Below are 19,020 nucleotides of genomic sequence, written 5' to 3'. Positions count from 1 at the left end.
CGAATGTCTACCGCGCGAGTAGATCTTGACAATGACAACGGTTTGTCAATCTTCGCTGCATCTCGACATCTGTCGAGACGCAGGAAAGATTGACGGGACTCAGCCGGGCGACTTTAGCGGATCAGGGCCTTGGCCGGACTGCGGGCAAAGTGCACGCGGACTATCTGTGGTAGCCCTCGTCGTGTGCGCAGCAGTTGTCTGCACACGTGTCGCCTGTGGTGACATCAGGGCTGGAGTTCTGTAGTGGGGTCGGCGCGCAGGCACAGCCCTCGCCGCGCCAGGCCTCGAGTCCTTCCCGCGCGGCGACCGCGGCGATGACCAGCCCTGCGATCGGGTCGGCCCAGGACCAGCCGAGTGTGGCGTTGAGGATCAGGCCGACCAGGAGTACCGCGGAGAGGTAGGTGCACAGCAAGGTCTGCGTGGAGTCGGCTACCACAGCGTTCGATCCCAGGCTCTTGCCGGTGCGCCGTTGTGCCCAGGACAGGAACGGCATGATCACCAGCGATGCTGCGGCCAGCACGATGCCGACGGGCGAGGCGTCGGGGTCGTGGCCACCGACCAGGGCACGCAGGGACTCGACGCTCACGTAGGCGGCGAGCGCGAAGAAGGAGAGTGCCATCAGTCGAAGAGCGCGGCGCTCCCGTGACTCGGGCAGGGGGTGGCGGAACTGCCACAGGATGATCAGTCCACTGCTGACCTCGACCACGGAGTCGAGCCCGAATCCGACCAGGGCGATCGACCCGGCCACGAGGCCGGCGGTGATGGCGATGACCGCTTCAATCACGTTGTAGGAGACCGAGGCGGCCGCCAGGAGTTGGGCCCGACGACCGAGTTGCCGGCGTCGGTCGGGGTCGTCCACGTACGTCGCCACGTGGACGTGACTGCTCATCGTGCGACTCCTTCGCCGTAGGTGGGGCACAGCACGACTGCGTCGCCGGTGGCCGCGAGCAACTCCTCGGCGGCGGCGAACACTCTCAGAACCGGGTCGGGATGGGTCAGCGAGAACACCGAGGCACGACCGGCCGGACGGGACTCCACCAGGCCGCAGTCGCGCAGGCATGCGAGGTGTTTGGAGACCGTGGACTGGGCCAGTCCGAGGTGGGTGGTCAGCTCGGTCACGTTGTGCTCACCGAGCAGCAGGTGACGCAGGATCGCCACTCGCGACGGGTCGCCCATGCCGCGGAACAGGCAGGCCGCGGCGCGGGCTGCGGTGGTCTCCTCGAGCCCTTGGGAGGGTTGCGCGGTCATCGACTCTATCATCGCCATGTGACGATATTAACGCCATATGGCATGTTCTGCCACAGGGTATCCATGACGGCGATCGACTGAGGCGTGGGCGATGCGGGTTCGCGAGATTGATCTATACCCCCCGGGGGTATATGGTGAGGTGAGTCTTTGAGAGCCAATTGATGGAGGGAATCGCGATGCCCAGCCCTGGCGAGATCCACGCTGACCAAGATGTCCACCACGACCACCAGCACCCGGTTCATCACGACGCTTCTGCGGGACACAGTGGACATGGTGGTCACAGTGGCGACGGAGGCCATGTGGCAATGTTCCGTCGGTTGTTCTGGGGTTCCTTGGTGGTCGCGGTGCCGACGGTGCTCTTGTCGGGAATGTTCGCCGATCTCCTCGGGTATGAGCTTCCCGATGTTCCCGGCGTCGACTGGGTTTCCCCGGCACTTGGGACGCTTCTCTTCTTCTGGTTCGGCCGTCCGTTCCTGATGGGTGCTGTGGAGGAGATCCGGGGCCGTCAGCCCGGGATGATGTTGTTGGTGGCGCTGGCCATCACGGTCGCGTTCCTCGCGTCGTGGGGCGCCACCACGGGCCTGCTGGCGCACCACCTCGACTTCTGGTGGGAGTTGGCCTTACTGGTGGTCATCATGTTGTTGGGCCACTGGGTGGAAATGCGTTCCCTGGCACGGACCACCTCGGCGTTGGACTCGCTGGCGGCGCTTCTTCCCGATCAGGCCGAGCGTCTCGAGGGCGACGAGGTCGTTGTGATTGCGCCGGGTGAGCTGGTTGTCGGCGATGTCGTGATCGTTCGTCCGGGCGGGAGTGTGCCCGCTGATGGTCGTATCGTCGAGGGGTCTGCCTCGGTGGATGAGTCGATGATCACGGGAGAGTCACGCGCGGTGCGTCGCGCGGGCGGGGACCACGTGGTGGCCGGGACGGTGGCCACTGACTCCGGCCTTCGCGTGGAGGTCACTGCGACCGGTGAGGAGACCGCTCTGGCGGGTATTCAGAGGCTTGTTGCGGACGCACAGGGTTCCGGGTCGCGGGCGCAGCGCTTGGCTGATGTCGCGGCGGGCTGGCTCTTCTGGTTCGCCCTGGGATCTGGTGTTCTCACCGCCATCGTCTGGGCTGCCATCGGGTTGCCTGATGAAGGTGTCATCCGCACCATCACGGTGTTGGTCATTGCCTGCCCCCACGCACTGGGTCTGGCCATTCCACTGGTCATCTCGATCGCAACCGAGCGGGCTGCGCGCGGCGGGGTGTTGGTCAAGGACCGCCTGGAGATGGAGGCCATGCGTGGGGTCGACACCGTGCTCTTCGACAAGACCGGCACCCTGACCAAGGGTGAGCCCACCCTCGTCGCCGTTGAGCCCGCAGCCGATGCCGACCTCGACCGGGATCGGGTGCTGGCCCTGGCGGCTGCCGCTGAGGCCGACTCTGAACACCCGCTCGCCCGCGCGATCGTCCGCGCCTCGGTCGACGGTTCGGTCGACGTGCTCCGTGCACGGGACTTCAGCTCTTCCCCCGCGGTCGGCGTCTCCGCGACTGTGGAGGGTCGGACGGTTCAAGTCGGCGGCCCAGCACTTCTCGAACAAGTGACCGGCCGCGAGTTGCCCATCTCCGATGAATGGCGCAAGGAGGGCGCAATCATCTTGCACGTCGTCCTCGACGGCACCGTTGTCGGCGCACTGCGTTTGGATGATGAGATCCGGGCAGAGTCCCACGCCGCGGTCCGAGCGCTGCACGAGCGTGGCGTGGAGGTCGTCATGATCACCGGCGACGCCGAGGCTGTCGCCGCGACCGTATCCGCCGAGCTCGGCATCGACCGCTACTACGCCGGCGTACGGCCAGAGGACAAGGCATCGACGGTTGCCTCCCTGCAGGCCGAAGGACGCCGGGTCGCGATGGTCGGCGACGGAGTCAACGACGCACCGGCCCTGGCTCAGGCCGACGTCGGCATCGCGATCGGCGCCGGTACCGACGTAGCCATCGGATCGGCAGGTCTCATCCTCGCCTCCGACGACCCGCGCTCGGTGATCTCGGTGATGGAACTCTCCCGGGCGACCTACCGCAAGAGCGTGCAGAACCTGGCCTGGGGAGCCGGCTACAACCTGGTGGCGGTCCCGCTGGCCGCTGGCGTGCTGGCACCCCTCGGCTTCTTGTTGCCGATGTCGGTTGGTGCGGTCCTGATGTCGGCCTCCACTGTGGTGGTCGCCCTCAACGCACAACTGTTGCGCCGGCTCGACCTCAGCCCGGACGCCGCCGCACCCCTGGACGTTCCCCATCAAGACAAGGGGGACGTGCCGATTCACGACTGATGACACTCCGACCAGCCCCGGCACACCCACTGGGCTTCCCACCCAGCGCTGAGACCACCCACCACTGCCACACCAGGAGAAACACCATGTGCACCGCGTGCTCTTGTTCCACCGAGTCAGAATCTTCGACCGCGACGCCCCCCTCCTCCGCCCAAGCCCCGCAGACTTCCACTGAGTTCACGGTGACCGGCATGACCTGCGGGCACTGCGTGACCTCGGTGACCGGGGCGATCCAGCAGATCGAAGGAGTCAGCGACGTCACGGTCGACCTGGCCAACAGACGTGTCACGGTCATCTCGTCGAGCGGACCCGTCTCCGGTGACGCGGTCACTGCTGCCGTGCGTGAGGCGGGCTATCAGATGGGATAGCGCTCCGCCTATGTGTCCGGCCTCCATGCCGCCCTGACGGTCATCGCGGAGGCCCCGCGACCGGCCACGGGTTGGGTGTGCAGCCCTGCAGGCCCAGGGTCTGTTGGAGCATGACAGGCGCCGGGTCTCCCGCTTCGGGACAGGCCTGGTGGGGGTACCCCAAGGCATGGCCGACTTCGTGGTTGATCACGTATTGCTGGTACTGCTCCAGTGGCCTGTTGAAAGGTGCGGCGCCGAAGAACCAGCGCTTGGCGTTGATGACGACCCGGTCGAGGTTGCGACACGAGACCTCCCCGTTGGTCTCCAGGGGTGCACACAACTCATCGACGGTGGCGGGGGTCGCGAGCAGGATGCGCACCTCGACACCCTCGTCGACCCGCTCGAACTCGTAGTCGCCGATGCCTCGCCAGCCCCGGGAGTCCGCGAGGACGGCCTCGACGGTCTGGGCGAACACCGCGGGTGCAACCTCGAGGCCGCCTTCGACCTCCACCGAGTACCGCAGCGGGTCCGGCCCAGTGCTGGACCCAGCGGATCCCGCGATGCTGAAGCGACCGGTGCCCCGCCCAGGCACGAGCGGGTCGAGGCGCATCGGGCGCGCCATCCTCACCACGCCCGGACCCGGTGCCGCGATCTGGGGTGACTCCTGCCGCGTCGGCACGTCTGAGGCACCCTGGGTGCGGGGCTGGAGTGTCGCTCCAGCCCCCATCCACACGCCCGTGCCGAGGAGCACGACCATCAGGACGGCGTACCCGATCGATGTCTTCCACGGCCCGGGTGCGGCTCGCCGCCCGCGGTGTCTGTGGGTGCCGCTGCGGTGGGCTCCGGTCATTGCAGAGGGATCTCAATGAGGACGCCCATCGTGCGCGTGACACTCATGGGGTAGCAATCCGCACCAGTGGTTCCCAGGTGTTCCCGCCGTCCTGAGACCTGTAGAGGCCTTGGTCGCTTGCTGCGTGCCAGACACGGCCAGCAATGTCGAAGGCGGCGGGCACCCCCGGGACGATCCCGCGGACGGTCCAGGTATCTCCGCCGTCGGTGCTCGCGTAGACCTCCCCGGTGGGGGCGATTCCGGCCAACTCTCCGGGCTCAGGCCAGGCCAGGTACTGCAGCGGCGGCGCATCGCGCAAGGTGGTGGCCGCGCGTTGTCCGAGTCTGCGTTGTTGAAGCCGGCCCGTGGGTGAGGCCACCAGGACCTGTCGTGGGTTGTCCGGGTTGATCACCAGGTCAGTGACCTGTCCCCGGGAGAGCGCCGACCAGCGCTTCTTGTCGGTGCTGGTCAAGAGCTGGTTCGACATGGCGTCGTAGGCATAGATCCGTTTGCCGGCGACATCGAGGGCGTGGAAGTCGGCCTCGCCGAGCAGCGAGAGGCTGGACCAGGTCTCGGCAGCGTCCACCGTCTCGATCAGACCCAGGTGCGGGGGCAGGTCTTCGCGCAGGTCCGGATGTCCGCTACCCAGGAAACGGCCGGGGCCGACGACTGTGAACGCCATGGTGTCCTGCCAGCGGTCCGCGATGCGGGTCAGGGAACCATTGTCTTCAATGCGCATCACGCCGACGTGTGTGGCGGCGTAGAGGGCGCCGTCGGCGGGATCCACGCCGATTCCGTGGACATGCCCGAGGACTTGCTTCTCGGGCTGGGTGACGTTTCTGGTGTCGTTGTTGCCGGCGCAGCCGGCCACAAGGGGTAGGGCGATGAGAGTGGCAGCGAGTACAGAGCAAGCACGCAGCATGGTGCATCTCCAAAAGGGTTCGGGGTAGGTCGAGAGAAGGCGAGGACCTGGGCCGGCCGTGCACGGGGGACACGGCCGGCCCAGGAGTCGTGGAGATCAGGAGGCGAGCAGCTTCTCCATGGTCGCGATCTCGTCCTGCTGGGAGGACTCGATCGACTTGGCCATCTCGATCGCGTCCTTGTTGACGCCCTCGGCCTGCTCAGACTTGGCCATCTCGACCGCGCCCTCATGGTGCTCGATCATCATCTCCAGCCACATCCGCTCAAACTCGGCCCCGTCCGCGGCCTCGAGGGCGGCCATCTCGTCGGCCGACATCATCCCCGGCATCTCGGGGTCCATCTCCATGTCGCCCTCGCCGTGGGCGTTGGCGTGGTCCCGGGCAGTCTCGGGGACCGGCTGGTCCCACTCGGTGAGCCAGTCGGTCATCTGCTCGATCTCGGGAGCCTGTGCGGTGCGGATCGCCTCGACGAGGTCCTTGACTACAGGGTCGAGCTTGCGGCCCATGGTCATGTCGACCATCACCAAGGCTTGGGCGTGGTGCTGCATCATGTCCGTGGCGAAGGCGACGTCCGCGTCGTTGAACTCGCTACCGCCTGCGGCGGTCTTCGTGTCGTGTGCCTGGCCGTGGTCTTCGTCGTTTCCGCACGCGGTGAGGGTGGCGAGGACGACGAGCAGCGCGGTCAGTACTGAAAGTTTCTTGATCATGGGGTTCTCCTGTGGGCGGTACGTGAAGGTGTGGGCGCGCGTCAGCAGCCCGACCGCGCGTTCAGCGTCGGCCGGGTTGCGTGCCCCTCACGTCCGCAGGACAGAGAGCTCAAACAGGCAAGGAGGATCCCGGTCCCGGGTGGCGGTCACCGGGATCGCAGCCACACGCAGCGCTCGCGGTACACGGAACAACACCACGTGTGTAGGTCGACGAAGGACGTATCCGATCACGAAGCCGACCAGGACAGCCAGGCACAGACCGACCATGGCCATACCGCCCCGGGAACCCTTCTCCGGATCGCCGCTCGGCGACTCTGTGAGGGAGGCATCAGCGGACGCATCACCGGCGTGTGACATACCCGGTTCCATGCTCGTCGCACTCGCGCCAAGGCCATCGTTGCCAGCCTCGTGGCCCGCTGCACCGTGGTTCGTGAGCCCGTGCATGGCCAACAGTCCTGCGAGCACGCCAACCAGGACCAGCAGCTTAGCCAGCGACCGGCCGGGGGCGCTCGACATGACCGCGGGGAACCTCAGCATTGAGGCCGAGTGTAACTAGTTCGTCGAGCGCAGTTCACGCATGCTCCGTTACACACGTGATGCCGTGAGCGGGCCGCGGAGTCAGGTGCGTCCCCTGTGAGGGCACCCCGCGGCCCCCTCAGCGCGACATAACGTCAAAAGATTATCTATGGCGACGATCCGACAATGTTCGCTGCATCTCGACAAAAGGATCAGTGGGCCATGTCGACGAAGCGGCTGTAGTGGCCCTGGAACGCGACGGTAATGTCACGCGTCTGGCCGTTACGGTGCTTGGCCACGATCAGATCAGCCTCGCCGGGACGGGTCGACTCGCGCTCGTAGACGTCGTCGCGGTGCAGCAGGATCACCATGTCCGCGTCCTGCTCGAGCGAGTTGTGAAGGGCAATGCCCTCAGCCACGAAGTTGTGCACTCCGAGCACGGTGGCGTCGTACACCTCTTGCTCTCCGAGCGACTTCACCGAGGTGATGCTGTCCCAGTAGACGTCGTTCGTGGCGAGCACTTCGAGATCGGCATCGCCGAGGATGCCCGCGATCTTGGACATACGCTGGCGGCTGGGCGCGTGCTTCCACATCGTCGATCCGCAGAACTGGGTGCCCATGGCCGATGCGAACTCCCGGTGCGTCACATTCTGTTCGGTGAGGAGTTCACGGACGCGGCCCCACACCTCGACGGGAACGGTGTCGAGGTTCGTGTTGGGTCGCACATCACGCAACGACTCGGCCAACGCACGCGCCTTCTCGCCACGAGCGCCGTGCACGCCGATCTCGTCGCAGAAACGCAGCTGGTTCTCCGCTCCGTAGACATGCAGGTGCCATCCGTCGCGGTAGCCGGGCTTGCGCACCCGCTTGATGCGCGTGAACACGTTGAAGCGCCCCAGGAGTCGCGCGAGATCGTCGACCAACCGGCGGCTGGTCGACGCGTAGTAGACGCGGCCGAGGTGGTTCTTCACGTCGTACCCGATCGAACCATCGGTGGCCCAGATGTGGCGGAGGAAAAGGCCCACTTGTTCCTTGGGAAGGCCGAAGACCCATTCGGGCACGAACTTCTCGTGGCTGCGCAGACCGAAGAGACCGTCCTCATCGAGCCACGCAGCAATTGGGCTCCGGCGTCCGCGCGCCAGCCTGTACGGCGCCGGCAGACGCAAGGTGGTGACCCGAGCAGCTTCGTACTCGTCGCGGATCGGTGTGATGCCGAATCGCCTCGACGCTGCCTCGCCGACGGCACTGAGGTTGGCCTCGTCGATGCTCGCGTAGCGAATGGGCTGACGCTTCACGAACGAGCCATCACCGAGCATGTGGGCGAGGATCACGATCTCGTCCTCGTCGCGCGGCGTGATCTGCAGCGGCGGCGGAACGTGGCGGATCGAGCCAATGCGGGCCCCCCGTGCGAGCTCACCCAGGGGCATCCACCCGTCGTACGTCAGGAACGGATGGTTCGCTGTCGCCTTGACCGTGCGACCGGAGGCGAGCGTGAGCTCGAATACCTCCTTGGTTCCGGAAGGGAACGCGTGGGTCATCGTGCGTGGAACCAGCTTGAGTCGATCGTCGAGCGCCCAGACCGGGATGTCCTTGGCGCCGGACTCCATCAGCTCACCGATGGTGACCTCGGCATTGTTGTCAGCCCGCATGATGCGTGTGTCCGCCGTGACGCAACCCGACTCACGCAGGTCGCTCATCATCGGTCGCTTGTCGGATCGCTGCTCGGGACCACGGTTCAGCTGCGACAGCGCGATGATCGGGACCTCGAGCTCCTTGGCCAGGAGCTTGATCTGACGCGAGAACTCCGAGACCTCGAGCTGACGGGACTCGACCTTCTTGCCCGAGCTCATCAGCTGCATGTAGTCGATGACGATGAGGCGCAGGTCGTGGTTCTGCTTGAGCCGTCGAGCCTTCGACCGGATCTCCATCATCGTCATGTTCGGGGAGTCGTCGATGAACATCGGCGCCGACGAGACCTCGCCCATCTTGCGCGCGAGCTTGGCCCAGTCGTCATCGGTCATGTTGCCGTTGCGGATGTGGTTCAGCGGCACCTTCGCCTCAGCCGACAACAGGCGCATCGTGATCTCGGCCCGGTTCATTTCGAGGCTGAAGAAGACGCTGGTCATGCCGTTGTGGATCGACGCCGCCCGGCACAGGTCCAGAGCCAGCGTTGATTTCCCCATGGCCGGGCGCGCCGCAATGATGATCATCTGGCCGGCGTGGAGGCCGTTGGTCAGGTCGTCGAAGTCGGCGAATCCGGTCGGCACTCCGTAGATGCCGCCGTCACGGTTTCCGATCGCCTCGATCTCGTCGAGGACGCCTTCCATGATGTCGACCAGGGGCGCATAGTCCTCGGCGGAACGCTTGTCGGTGATCTTGTAGACCTCGGCCTGGGCGTTGTCGACCATGGCGTCGACCTGGCCCTCGCCGGCGTACCCCATCTGCACGATCTTGGTGCCGGCATCGACCATGCGGCGCAGGATCGCCTTCTCTCGCACGATCTCGGCGTAGTAGCCGGCGTTCGCGGCGATCGGCACGTTGGCCGAGAGCGTGTGGAGGTACGGCGCACCGCCGATGCGCTGGAGTTCTCCGCGGCGCTGCAGCTCGGCCGAGACGGTGACCGGGTCGGCCGGCTCGCCGCGACCGAAGAGGTCGATGATCGCGTCGTGGATGATCTCGTGCGCCGGCCGGTAGAAGTCGGTGCCGCGGATCGTCTCGCTCACGTCGGCGATCGCGTCCTTGGAGAGCAGCATCGAGCCGATCACGCTCTGCTCGGCCGCGTTGTCCTGGGGAGGCGTGCGGTCGTTGGACGCACGGGGAGCATTGCCGGGCTCGTACGACGCAGGGCCGTCGCCCCACTCCGGCTCCGGCGGCAGGTCATCGCGAGGGTGGTCGGTCATGCTCATCGTCGCTCCCCTTCTTCATATTTCCGGCCCCGGACACGGCGTCCACTGTGCTGCCACGACGCTAGATGAGACCACCGACAGAACGGCTCCGGGAGAGCTGCAACGGGGACTTCACAAGACGCGGACGTGTGACCGTACGTCCCCGGGACCGTCCACCGAAAGCGCGTTGTCCACAGGCACCTGGGGATAACTCACGACTCGCCGTGGACGACACGCACCTCGCTGTGCACAGACTGGGGACGCGCCTGTGGATTCACGTGAAACCATGCGTCACACACCGCCTCTGACCTGCGCAAACGCCTCTCCCGACCTGTGGACAGGAAGTTGTTGGCAACTTTCTTTCCAGACGACCACCCACTGGACGGTCCGGTGTTTCTTTGTCGACATGGCGCCCTGGCGCTTCGTCTGCTCACAGATACCCACCGGTTACACACAGGCCGCCCCCGAGCCGGATGTCATGGGCACTAGGCAGTGTGCCTCTTACGTTCGCTAGGCTGCTCCCGTGAGCACCCGCGCCCCGGATCGCAGCGTCGACCGCGAGATCCTCAAGCTCGCGATCCCCGCCTTCCTGGCCCTGGTCGCCGAGCCACTGTTCCTGCTCGCCGACGCGGCGATCGTCGGACACCTCGGCACTCCGGAGCTGGCCGGCCTCGGCATCGCCGGCGCGGTGCTGCAGACCGCGGTCGGACTGTGCGTCTTCCTCGCCTACGGCACCACCGCGTCGGTCGCCCGCCAGCTCGGAGCAGGGAACCTGCGCGCGGCGATCAGCCAGGGCATCGACGGCATCTGGCTGGCGGTGATCATCGGCGTCGTCACCACCGTGGCCGGCATCCTCGCCACGGACTGGCTGGTCGGCCTCTTCGGCGCGAACGGCACCGTCGCCGACCACGCCAGCGACTACCTGCGCATCGCCTTCCTCGGCACCACACCGCTGCTGGTCATGCTGGCCGCCACCGGCGTGCTCCGCGGCATGCTCGACACCCGCACACCACTCATCGCCGCCGTACTCGGCAACCTGCTCAACATCGTGCTCAACTTCGCGCTGGTCTACGGCGTCGGGCCGGTGCCGGCGCTCGGCCTGAAGGGATCAGCACTGGGCTCGGTGATCGCCCAGGTGTTCATGGCCGGCCTCCTGCTGGCCGTCGTGCTCCGCGGCGCCCGACGCGAAGGTGCGTCCCTGCGCCCCGACCTCCCGGGGATCCGCACCGCCGCCCACGCCGCGGTCGCACTCGTCGTCCGCACCCTGACCCTGCGGGCCGCGCTCCTGGTCACGACGTACGCCGCCGTGCAGGCCGGCGGCGACACCCCGATCGCCACCCACCAGCTGGCGATGACGATCTGGTCGTTCCTCGCCTTCGTGCTGGACTCCATCGCCATCGCGGCCCAGGCGCTCACCGGCCGCTACCTCGGGGCCGGCGACCGCGCCGGCACCCGGGCCATCACCCGACGCATGGTGCAGTGGGGCATCGCCTCGGGCGTGGTCACCGGGCTCGGCCTGGCCGCGCTCAGCCCGGTGATGGGCCACCTGTTCACCTCCGACCGGGCGGTCATCGAGCAGCTCGTCCCGGTCCTGCTCATCGCGGCGGTGGCCCAGCCGATCGCTGGCTACGTGTTCGTGCTGGACGGCGTGCTCATCGGCGCTGGCGACGGCGCCTACCTCGCGTGGGGCGGGCTCGCCGTACTCATCGTCTACACGCCCTTGGCCCTCCTCGCCGACGACCTGGTGTGGCTGTGGGTCGCGTTCGGCTTCGGCTTCATGTTGGGGCGTGCGGTCGTGCTCGGCCTTCGCGCACGAGGTGAGAAGTGGATGGTGCTGGGCGCCACCTGAGTCGCCGTACGACGGCACTTGTGCGCCCCTGTGGTCACTTCGACCCCCGCCGGTGGGGTGCAGAGCGTCATGGACGGGGCGTTACTCGCGGGAGGGGCGGCCACTACAGTTGCCGCGTGACTGACCAGCCGGCCGCGGACCCGGAGAGCCGAAGCCGCCCGGAACGCACGTCGATGACCCCGCTCCAGAAGGTCGCGATGGGCTTCGTCGTCGTCGCGATCGACACCCTCGGGCGCCTCGACGTCCTCCCCGACTTCATCGGGTGGGCGATGGTCCTGTGGGGCCTGTCCTCGGTGCGGTGGTCCGAGCGCGGACAGCTGCTCGGCATCGGCAGCGTGTGCGCCGTCGTGTCACTCGCCGTCTGGTTCCCCCAGGTCAACGAGCGCGTGCACGACGCCGAGCTCGCGCTCAAGTGGGCCCTGTCGCTGCCCGACCTCCTCTTCATCCTCCTGTTCGCACGGGCGGTGTGCTCCGCGGCCCGGGCCGGGAAGGACCGCAAGTTCACCGGCCGCTTCGGGGTCATCGGCTGGGTCACCTGCGTCGTGGCCGCACTTCCGCCGATCGCCGACGCGGCCGACTCGAGGACCATGCTCGGCTACGCCGACGTGGCCTTCGTCCTGCTGTGGCTCTGGCTGATCTGGAACACCTTCGCCGCACACGCCAGGCCGTACGCCGCCGCGCGCGACACCGTCTGACCCGACCGGCCACGGACGATCGGGGGGCGCAGGCTCGCACCGACCCGATCGCGGCCGAGCGGAGACGGCCGAGGGCGACCACGATCGTGCAGGTGTCGAGTCACGACACCGGATCCGGGCCCGAGGGCGACCACGATCATGCAGGTGCAGAGTTGAGGTCACGGGGAGCGAGCGCGTCGGCGGGTCGGCGAGTCGACGGGACGCGCCAGGCGCAAGCGACGTCCTGAACACCGGCGGCCGCGCCGCCGCCCACGCCGGACGTCCCGGCAGGAACGACTGGGAGCCAGGAGCGCCCGGAAATGACAGTCGGCCCGCCACCCCGAAGGGCAGCGGACCGGACTGGTGTGTCAGACAGCCAGCGTCAGACAGGCTCGATCAGCCGGCGACGACGTTGAGCGCCACCGTGGCGGAGACCCCGTCGTACAGCTTGACCGACACCTGGTGCGCGCCGAGGGCCTTGATCGGGTTGCCCGCGACGATCGTGCGCTTGTCGACCTGCTCGCCCGAGGTCTCGGACAGGGCAGCGGCGATCTCGGCAACGGTCACGGCGCCGAACAGGCGGCCACCTTCACCGGCACGGACGGCGACCTTGACGGGCGCGGCCTCGAGCTTGGCCTTGACCTCGCCGGCGTGGTCCTGGTCGCGCAGCGCGCGCGAGGCGCGGGCGGACTTGATGGACTCGATGGTCTTCTCGCCACCCTTGGTCCAACGGACCGCGTCGCCGCGGGGGATGAGGTAGTTACGGCCGTAGCCGTCCTTGACCTCGACCACGTCGCCGGGGGCGCCGAGGCCGTCAACTTCCTGGGTCAGGATGAGCTTCATGTTCGCAAATCCTCTCAGCGACCGGTGGACGTGTAGGGCAGGAGTGCGACCTCGCGGGCGTTCTTGACCGCGATGGCAACGTCGCGCTGGTGCTGCACGCAGTTGCCGGTCACCCGACGGGCACGGATCTTGCCGCGGTCGGAGATGAACTTGCGGAGGAGCGTGGTGTCCTTGTAGTCGACACCGGTCGCCTTCTCCTTGCAGAACTGGCAAACCTTCTTCTTGGGCTTGCGAATCACTGCCTTGGCCATTGTGGTGCTCCCTTTCGTGAAGCCCGGCCGCGCGTCTCAGCGGGCCGGAATGGATGTTGGCTAACGGAAATTGTGGTGCTGTGCGGTCTCGCCACGGTCGCTGTGCGACCTGCTCGACCGACGGATCAACTCAGAAGGGAGGCTCTTCGGACGACACGCCCGGAGCGGCCCACGGGTCGGACTGACCCGCGTTGCCTGCCGGAGCGCCGCCCTGTGCCGGAGTGGCCCAAGGGTCGGCAGCAGGGGCGCCCTGCTGGGACTGGCCGCCCTGGTTGAAGCCGCCGCCCTGCGACGGACCGCCCTGGTTGAAGCCACCGCCACCGCCGCCGCCACCGCGGGAAGCCCGCGTGACCTTGGCCGTGGCGTACTTCAGGCTGGGACCGACCTCTTCGACGTCGATCTCGAAGACCGTGCGCTTCTCACCCTCGCGGGTTTCGTAGGTGCGGGCCTTCAGGCGACCCTGCACGACGACACGCATGCCGCGCTGCAGGGACTCGGCGACGTTCTCCGCGGCCTGTCGCCAGACAGAGCAGGTCAGGAACAGCGCGTCGCCGTCCTTCCATTCGTTGCTCTGCTTGTCGAAGGTGCGCGGCGTCGATGCGATCCGGAAGTTCGCCACGGCCGCACCCGACGGGGTGAAGCGCAGCTCCGGGTCGTCGACGAGGTTGCCGACCACCGTGATTACGGTCTCGCCTGCCATCTCAGGTCTCCCTTTGTTCTCAGCTGTTTGTGTGTCCGGACCATGGTGTACGCCGGCACCGACAGTGTGAAGACTTCTCCACAGACTGGTTTCGAGACGGTCGCAGAGCGACCTCCTCAACCAGCAGCAAGCTACCGGCGTACGCCGTCACGCCTGGGCGCGAAGGACCTTGGTGCGCAGCACGGACTCGTTCAGGGTGAGCTGGCGGTCGAACTCCTTGACCGTGGCCGGCTCGGCCTGCAGCGAGATGATGGCGTAGATGCCTTCAGCGTTCTTCTTGACCTCGTAGGCGAGGCGGCGACGTCCCCAGACGTCGACGGTCTCGACGGAGCCACCATCCTTGCGGATGACGTTGAGGTACTTGTCGAGGGACGGTTCGATCGTCCGCTCTTCGAGGTTCGGGTCGAGGATGACCATCACTTCATATGCACGCATAGCGGTCTCCACCTCCTCTGGACTCGGCGGCCACGGTCTCTCCGTGGCAGGAGGGCTTTGCGAATGTCAGCGGGATGCACCACTCGGGGGTACAGGGCCACAAGGACAGTGCAGGCTATCAGCGCGCGCGTACGGCGACGAAATCCGCCGACTGGATCCGGGGCCGATCCGGGCCGGAATGTTTGGCCGATGAATGGGTAGGGTGGCCCCCGATGACATCCATGGGGAACACGCCGCTCGCCGGCCGCTACGTGCTGATCGACCAGATCGGCGCCGGCGGCATGGGCTCTGTGTGGCGTGCCTGGGACCTCCGGAACCAGACGTTCGTGGCGGCGAAGGTGCTCGGCCAGCACGACAGCGGCATGCTGCTGCGCTTCGTGCGCGAGCAGTCGGTGCGCATCCGTCACCCCCACGTCGTCGCGCCCAGCGGCTGGGCCGCGGAGGACAACCTGGTCATCTTCACCATGGACCTGGTCAAGGGCGGCTCCATCCAGACCCTGCTCGGCGACCACGGCAAGCTGCCCGAGTCGTACGCCGCGGTGGTGCTCGACCAGACGCTCCAGGCCCTCGAGGCGGTCCACGGTGCCGGAGTCGTGCACCGCGACGTCAAGCCGGCCAACCTGCTCCTCGAGCCGACCGGCACCCGCCGTCCGCACCTGCGCCTGGGCGACTTCGGTGTCGCCGCGCTGATCGACGAGGTCCGGCTGACCCGCTTCCCCGGCGCCATCGGCACCGACGGCTACATGGCCCCCGAGCAGGCCCTCGGCGCCTCTCCCGAACCCCAGCAGGACCTCTACGCCGTGGGCGTGGTCGGCATCCAGATGATCACCGGGCTCAGCCCGCGTCACCAGAAGGGCGCCCCTGACGGCAAGTACAAGGAGTTCCTCGAGGCGCTGATCCAGGAGGACTCCGAGGCCCGGCCGGCCAGTGCCTCCGAGGCGCTCCAGATGCTCCGCGAGATCGGCGTACCGCCCGGCACCCCGTGGCAGAACGACTCCGAGCCGCCCGAGGTTTTCAACCAGCTCAATGACGTGGCGCCGCCGCCCCCGTCGTACTACCCGTCCTACTCGACCGGCCAGATGGGCTCGACCTATCCGACGCCGACCCCGTTCCCCGGGGCCGGCCAGGCACCCACGCCGTACGGCCCCGCATCACACGGCTCGGGCTCCCGCGGTTCGGGCAGCCAGGGCTCGGGTGCCCCCGGTTCAGGCGGCCAGGGGTCGGTCGGCCACGGTTCGGTGGCCCAGGGCGGCTTCGCCCAGGGTTCACGGGCGACGTCCGGACAGGGACGCCACGCGGGTCCCCAGTCCGGCGCGCACTCCGGAGCGCAGTCGGGTGCCAACTCGGGCGCGCACTCCGGATCCAACTCCGGAGCCCAGGGGGCAAGCTCGGGCGCCCACTCCAGCCCGGGCAGCAACGCCGGGCCGACCTCCGCCGGCCGCACGGCCTTCGTCGGCCCGCCGATGCCCCAGCCGGTGACCGGCTACGACGTCACGCGGCGGTCCGGTGCGGCCACGACCGGCGGCACCAGCACCGCCCTGATCGTGGCGATCGTCTGCTTCCTGGCCGCCATCGGCCTGGCCGGCAGCGCGATCTGGCTGGTCGTGGCCTGACGCCGACGCGGTTCGCGTCAGCGGTTGCGCAGCAGCACGAGTCCGACGACGGTCAGCACCGCCGCGGCCGCGATCAGGCTCCAGATGAGCGCCCACGGCTCGCTGGCCAGCACCGGGATCATGCGCGGCTCCGCCGGTGACGGCCCAGGGCAATCACGCCGGCGGCGGCCATCACGGCCGACCCGGCGAAGAGGCCACCGACCGCGGCCCACGGAGTCTCGTCCGACGACGAGGACGAGGCCTCCGACTTCTTCTCGTCGGACTCCTCCTGCGCCGCGTCGGACCCGTCGAGCGCGGCGACCGGCTCCGCGTCCTGGGCGTACGGCGACGTGGCGGCCTTGTCGGTGATCACCTTGGTGTCGACCATGAAGTCGGCACCGCTGGGCTGGATGTCCTGCTGGCCCAGCTGCAGCAGCACGTAGTAGGTGCCGGGGAACGCCGCGGTGACACCCTCGGCCTCGCGGTTGCGCCAGGTGATCGACGGGGAGACCACGCCTCCGTCGAGGGTGTTGTACTTCAGGTCGATGTCGTCGAAGCCCGGCGGCTCACCCTTCGCACCCTGGGTGGCCGTGCCCCAGGCGGACTTCCCGCCCACGGGGTTGATCAGGATCGGCCGCACGGTCACGTTGTCGACGGTCTCGGGGCCGTCGTACGTCAGCCACACCTGCAGGTGCTGGTTCCAGTCGAGCGGCACCTTGAACAGGGCCGCCTTGCCCGGGTCGACATGCACCTTCCACTTGCCGTCGACCAGCTCGGGCGCGTCGGCGAACGTGTGGCCCAACGTGGCGTCGCCCTTGTCGGTCGAGGGGGTGCCGACCCACTTCTGGTTCGTCGCCGGCGGAGGCAGGATCGAGGCGTCGGCGACCGGCGGCTCCTCCCACACCACGAGGTTGGCCTCGGCGTTCGGCACCGTCGTGGGGTCCCAGCTCTGGAGGCCGAACAACACCTTGTCGGCCGTGCTGCACGACTGGTTCGTCGAGGCTGAGCCGGCGATCAGGTCGTGGCGGCCGTAGTAGGAGTCGGCGTACGCCCCCTGCCCGCAGTCCTGGTTGGTGCCGTCGGCGGTGGGCGTGATGTACCAGGACCCGTCCACCGGCTTCGGCGCGATCAGCGACTCGCCCACCCAGATCGTCGAGTCGTCGATCGTGCGCTCGACCGCGAAGTACGCGGTGTCGGTGGAGTCGGGCATGTTCATGGTGTGCAGGCCGGGCTCGACGGCAGGGGCGCTGCCGACGTCGGTGGCGAGCTCCACCGGCTCGTCGTCGGCCGAGGTGTACGCCGCGGCGGGCGCCAGCAGGCAGGCCGCAGTGAAGCCTGCGGCGGCCGACCCGAGGAGCCGTCGTGAACGCTTCATGGGCTCCACTTTTCCACACGAGTGGGCGGAGAGGCGTCATCGTCCGCGCGCTCGGTAGGGTTGGATCAGTCGAAAGGGGGTCCCGGGGATGAACGACGTGCAGGAAGACAGGCGCCGACAGCAGGCCGAGTTGTACGGCGACCCCATCGACGTGCTCGCCAACAAGGTGCAGCACCTCATGGGCCTGGGGATTCCCGAGCTGGCCGAGGTGATCGGTCTGTCCGTGCCGATGCTGACCAAGCTGCTCACCGCCGAACGCGTCGGCATCGGCAACAACGTGGCCATGGGCCGGCTCACCAGGCTGCAGGAGTTCACCAGCCAGCTGATCAGCGGCGAGGCCTCGCGTGACGAGATCCAGCTGACCCTGGCCCAGATCAAGGCCTCCACCACCCCCGCCCGGCCGAGCCGGGTCACCGCCGTCGCGAAGGCGACCCCGACCGCGGCTCAGCAGGACACCAGCCCGCGCCGCCCGATGATCGCCCCCGGCACCGGCGAGCGTCCGCTGATCACCCCGACGTCACTGGGCTACGCGCGGTCGGTGGTGGGCCGCCACGTGAAGCCGACTCCGGCGTACCGCTGGCCGCTGCTCGAGCGCTTCACCCGCACCGAGACGTGGGTCAAGCACGAGAACCACTCACCCACGGGCGCGTTCAAGGTGCGCGGCGGGCTCAACTTCCTCGAACGGCTGCGCGTCTCGGGCATGCCCGCGCCGTCCGGCCTGATCTCGGCCACCCGCGGCAACCACGGCCAGAGCCTCGCGTTCGCCGGCAGCAAGTACGGCGTCCCGATCACGATCGTGGTGCCCAGGGGCAACAACCCCGACCAGTCCGACTCCATGGACGGCCTCGGCGCCGAGGTGATCGAGCACGGCGACGACTTCCAGGAGGCCCGCGAGTACGCCGCCCGGCTGGCCGGCGAGCGCACCCTGCTGATGGTGCCGCCGTTCCACGCGTGGCTGGTCGAGGGCGTGGCGACGTACGCCGCAGAGCTGCACGAGTCGGTGCCCGGGCTCGAGGCGATCTACGTGCCGATCGGCATGGGCTCGGGCGCCTGCGCCAACATCCTGGTCCGTGACCTGCTCGGGCTCCGCACCGAGATCATCGGCGTGGTGGCCGCGGGCGCCCCGGCGTACGCCCTCTCCTACGAGGCGGGCCGCCCGGTCTCGACCGACAGCGCCGACACCTTCGTCGACGGCGCCGCCTGCCGCACCCCCGACCCGATCGCGGTCGACATCATCAACCGCGGCATCTCCCGCATCGTGCGGGTCTCCGAGGAGGAGGCCGCCGAGGCGATGGCGCTCACCTACCGCACCACGCACAACCTCGCCGAGCCCGCGGGGTCGCTGGCGCTGGCCGGCATGCTCGCCGACACCGACCGCCCCGAGGGCCGCAAGACCGCGATCGTGCAGACGGGCGGCAACTGTGACCTCGCCACGCTGTCCCGGGTCACCACCGACGTCGTCTGACCTACGCCCCACGTCCTCCTGATGCGCCNATTGCGTCGCGAGCCGTGGTTTCTTGATGCGCGAACCGTGGATTATTGC

General features: G+C 68.0%; 18 protein-coding genes. 6 read left to right on the top strand and 12 right to left on the bottom strand.

Annotation, left to right across the window (positions count from 1 at the left end; all coding sequences use genetic code 11):
• Positions 1 to 160 precede the first annotated feature (160 nt).
• Positions 161 to 889 (bottom strand): cation diffusion facilitator family transporter, encoded by a 729-nt coding sequence (locus ASH02_RS01625; protein WP_082563899.1) that lies wholly within the window; start codon positions 887 to 889, stop codon positions 161 to 163.
• Positions 886 to 1,266 carry a metalloregulator ArsR/SmtB family transcription factor gene (locus ASH02_RS01620; RefSeq protein ID WP_082563900.1) on the bottom strand — a complete coding sequence of 127 codons (381 nt, stop codon included), beginning with the start codon at positions 1,264 to 1,266 and terminating at the stop codon, positions 886 to 888. Before ASH02_RS01620 ends, ASH02_RS01625 begins: the two co-directional genes overlap by 4 nt.
• Before the next feature lie 287 nt (positions 1,267 to 1,553).
• Between ASH02_RS01620 and ASH02_RS01615 the strand changes: the two genes are divergently transcribed.
• Complete coding sequence (locus ASH02_RS01615) at positions 1,554 to 3,554, top strand: heavy metal translocating P-type ATPase (protein WP_056684079.1); 2,001 nt, start codon at positions 1,554 to 1,556, stop codon at positions 3,552 to 3,554.
• Between the two features lie 182 nt (positions 3,555 to 3,736).
• Complete coding sequence (locus ASH02_RS26850) at positions 3,737 to 3,922, top strand: heavy-metal-associated domain-containing protein (protein ID WP_056684082.1); 186 nt, start codon at positions 3,737 to 3,739, stop codon at positions 3,920 to 3,922.
• Positions 3,923 to 3,962: 40 nt separating this feature from the next.
• Here ASH02_RS26850 and ASH02_RS01605 read toward each other — a convergent pair whose 3' ends face one another.
• The 5 genes from ASH02_RS01605 to ASH02_RS01585 form a co-directional block, all read right to left on the bottom strand.
• Positions 3,963 to 4,751, bottom strand: coding sequence for a DUF3152 domain-containing protein (locus tag ASH02_RS01605; RefSeq protein ID WP_056684085.1), 789 nt, complete (start codon positions 4,749 to 4,751; stop codon positions 3,963 to 3,965).
• A gap of 43 nt (positions 4,752 to 4,794) precedes the next feature.
• Positions 4,795 to 5,652, bottom strand: coding sequence for a F510_1955 family glycosylhydrolase (locus ASH02_RS01600; protein WP_057294154.1), 858 nt, complete (start codon positions 5,650 to 5,652; stop codon positions 4,795 to 4,797).
• A 96-nt stretch (positions 5,653 to 5,748) separates the two neighbouring features.
• The gene (locus tag ASH02_RS01595; RefSeq protein WP_056684091.1) at positions 5,749 to 6,357 is read right to left on the bottom strand and encodes a DUF305 domain-containing protein; all 609 of its coding nucleotides are present in this window, start codon (positions 6,355 to 6,357) and stop codon (positions 5,749 to 5,751) included.
• A gap of 87 nt (positions 6,358 to 6,444) precedes the next feature.
• A complete protein-coding gene (locus ASH02_RS27435) occupies positions 6,445 to 6,873 on the bottom strand; it encodes a DUF6153 family protein (protein WP_442938350.1) in 429 nt (142 codons plus the stop codon).
• A gap of 212 nt (positions 6,874 to 7,085) precedes the next feature.
• On the bottom strand, positions 7,086 to 9,773 hold the full coding sequence (locus ASH02_RS01585; RefSeq protein ID WP_235532613.1) for a replicative DNA helicase: 2,688 nt from the start codon (positions 9,771 to 9,773) through the stop codon (positions 7,086 to 7,088).
• A gap of 508 nt (positions 9,774 to 10,281) precedes the next feature.
• Here ASH02_RS01585 and ASH02_RS01580 point away from each other — a divergent pair.
• Both ASH02_RS01580 and ASH02_RS01575 read left to right on the top strand, forming a co-directional pair.
• On the top strand, positions 10,282 to 11,607 hold the full coding sequence (locus tag ASH02_RS01580) for an MATE family efflux transporter (protein WP_056684097.1): 1,326 nt from the start codon (positions 10,282 to 10,284) through the stop codon (positions 11,605 to 11,607).
• A gap of 116 nt (positions 11,608 to 11,723) precedes the next feature.
• Entirely contained in the window at positions 11,724 to 12,302 is a 579-nt protein-coding gene (locus ASH02_RS01575; protein WP_156393683.1) for a hypothetical protein, read from the top strand.
• A 375-nt stretch (positions 12,303 to 12,677) separates the two neighbouring features.
• Here ASH02_RS01575 and rplI read toward each other — a convergent pair whose 3' ends face one another.
• The 4 genes from rplI to rpsF form a co-directional block, all read right to left on the bottom strand.
• Positions 12,678 to 13,124 carry a 50S ribosomal protein L9 gene (gene rplI, locus ASH02_RS01570; protein WP_056684102.1) on the bottom strand — a complete coding sequence of 149 codons (447 nt, stop codon included), beginning with the start codon at positions 13,122 to 13,124 and terminating at the stop codon, positions 12,678 to 12,680.
• A 14-nt stretch (positions 13,125 to 13,138) separates the two neighbouring features.
• Complete coding sequence (gene rpsR, locus ASH02_RS01565; RefSeq protein WP_017933521.1) at positions 13,139 to 13,375, bottom strand: 30S ribosomal protein S18; 237 nt, start codon at positions 13,373 to 13,375, stop codon at positions 13,139 to 13,141.
• A 130-nt stretch (positions 13,376 to 13,505) separates the two neighbouring features.
• Positions 13,506 to 14,075 carry a single-stranded DNA-binding protein gene (locus tag ASH02_RS01560; protein WP_056684105.1) on the bottom strand — a complete coding sequence of 190 codons (570 nt, stop codon included), beginning with the start codon at positions 14,073 to 14,075 and terminating at the stop codon, positions 13,506 to 13,508.
• A 147-nt stretch (positions 14,076 to 14,222) separates the two neighbouring features.
• The gene (gene rpsF / locus ASH02_RS01555) at positions 14,223 to 14,510 is read right to left on the bottom strand and encodes a 30S ribosomal protein S6 (RefSeq protein WP_056684108.1); all 288 of its coding nucleotides are present in this window, start codon (positions 14,508 to 14,510) and stop codon (positions 14,223 to 14,225) included.
• Positions 14,511 to 14,722: 212 nt separating this feature from the next.
• On the opposite strand from rpsF, the gene ASH02_RS26555 reads away from it, so the two are divergent.
• Positions 14,723 to 16,123, top strand: a complete 1,401-nt coding sequence (locus ASH02_RS26555; protein ID WP_200951168.1) for a serine/threonine-protein kinase — start codon at positions 14,723 to 14,725, stop codon at positions 16,121 to 16,123.
• A 118-nt stretch (positions 16,124 to 16,241) separates the two neighbouring features.
• Here ASH02_RS26555 and ASH02_RS01545 read toward each other — a convergent pair whose 3' ends face one another.
• Positions 16,242 to 17,477, bottom strand: coding sequence for a hypothetical protein (locus ASH02_RS01545; protein WP_056684112.1), 1,236 nt, complete (start codon positions 17,475 to 17,477; stop codon positions 16,242 to 16,244).
• 88 nt (positions 17,478 to 17,565) lie between these two features.
• On the opposite strand from ASH02_RS01545, the gene ASH02_RS01540 reads away from it, so the two are divergent.
• Positions 17,566 to 18,942, top strand: a complete 1,377-nt coding sequence (locus ASH02_RS01540; protein WP_200951169.1) for a threonine dehydratase — start codon at positions 17,566 to 17,568, stop codon at positions 18,940 to 18,942.
• Positions 18,943 to 19,020: the final 78 nt, after the last annotated feature.

Origin of the sequence: Nocardioides sp. Soil796 (genome assembly GCF_001429525.1) — a bacterium.
Classification (GTDB): Bacteria; Actinomycetota; Actinomycetes; order Propionibacteriales; family Nocardioidaceae; genus Nocardioides.
The sequence above is the reverse complement of the archived record's forward strand: the minus strand, read 5'-3'. Positions and strand labels throughout refer to the sequence as shown.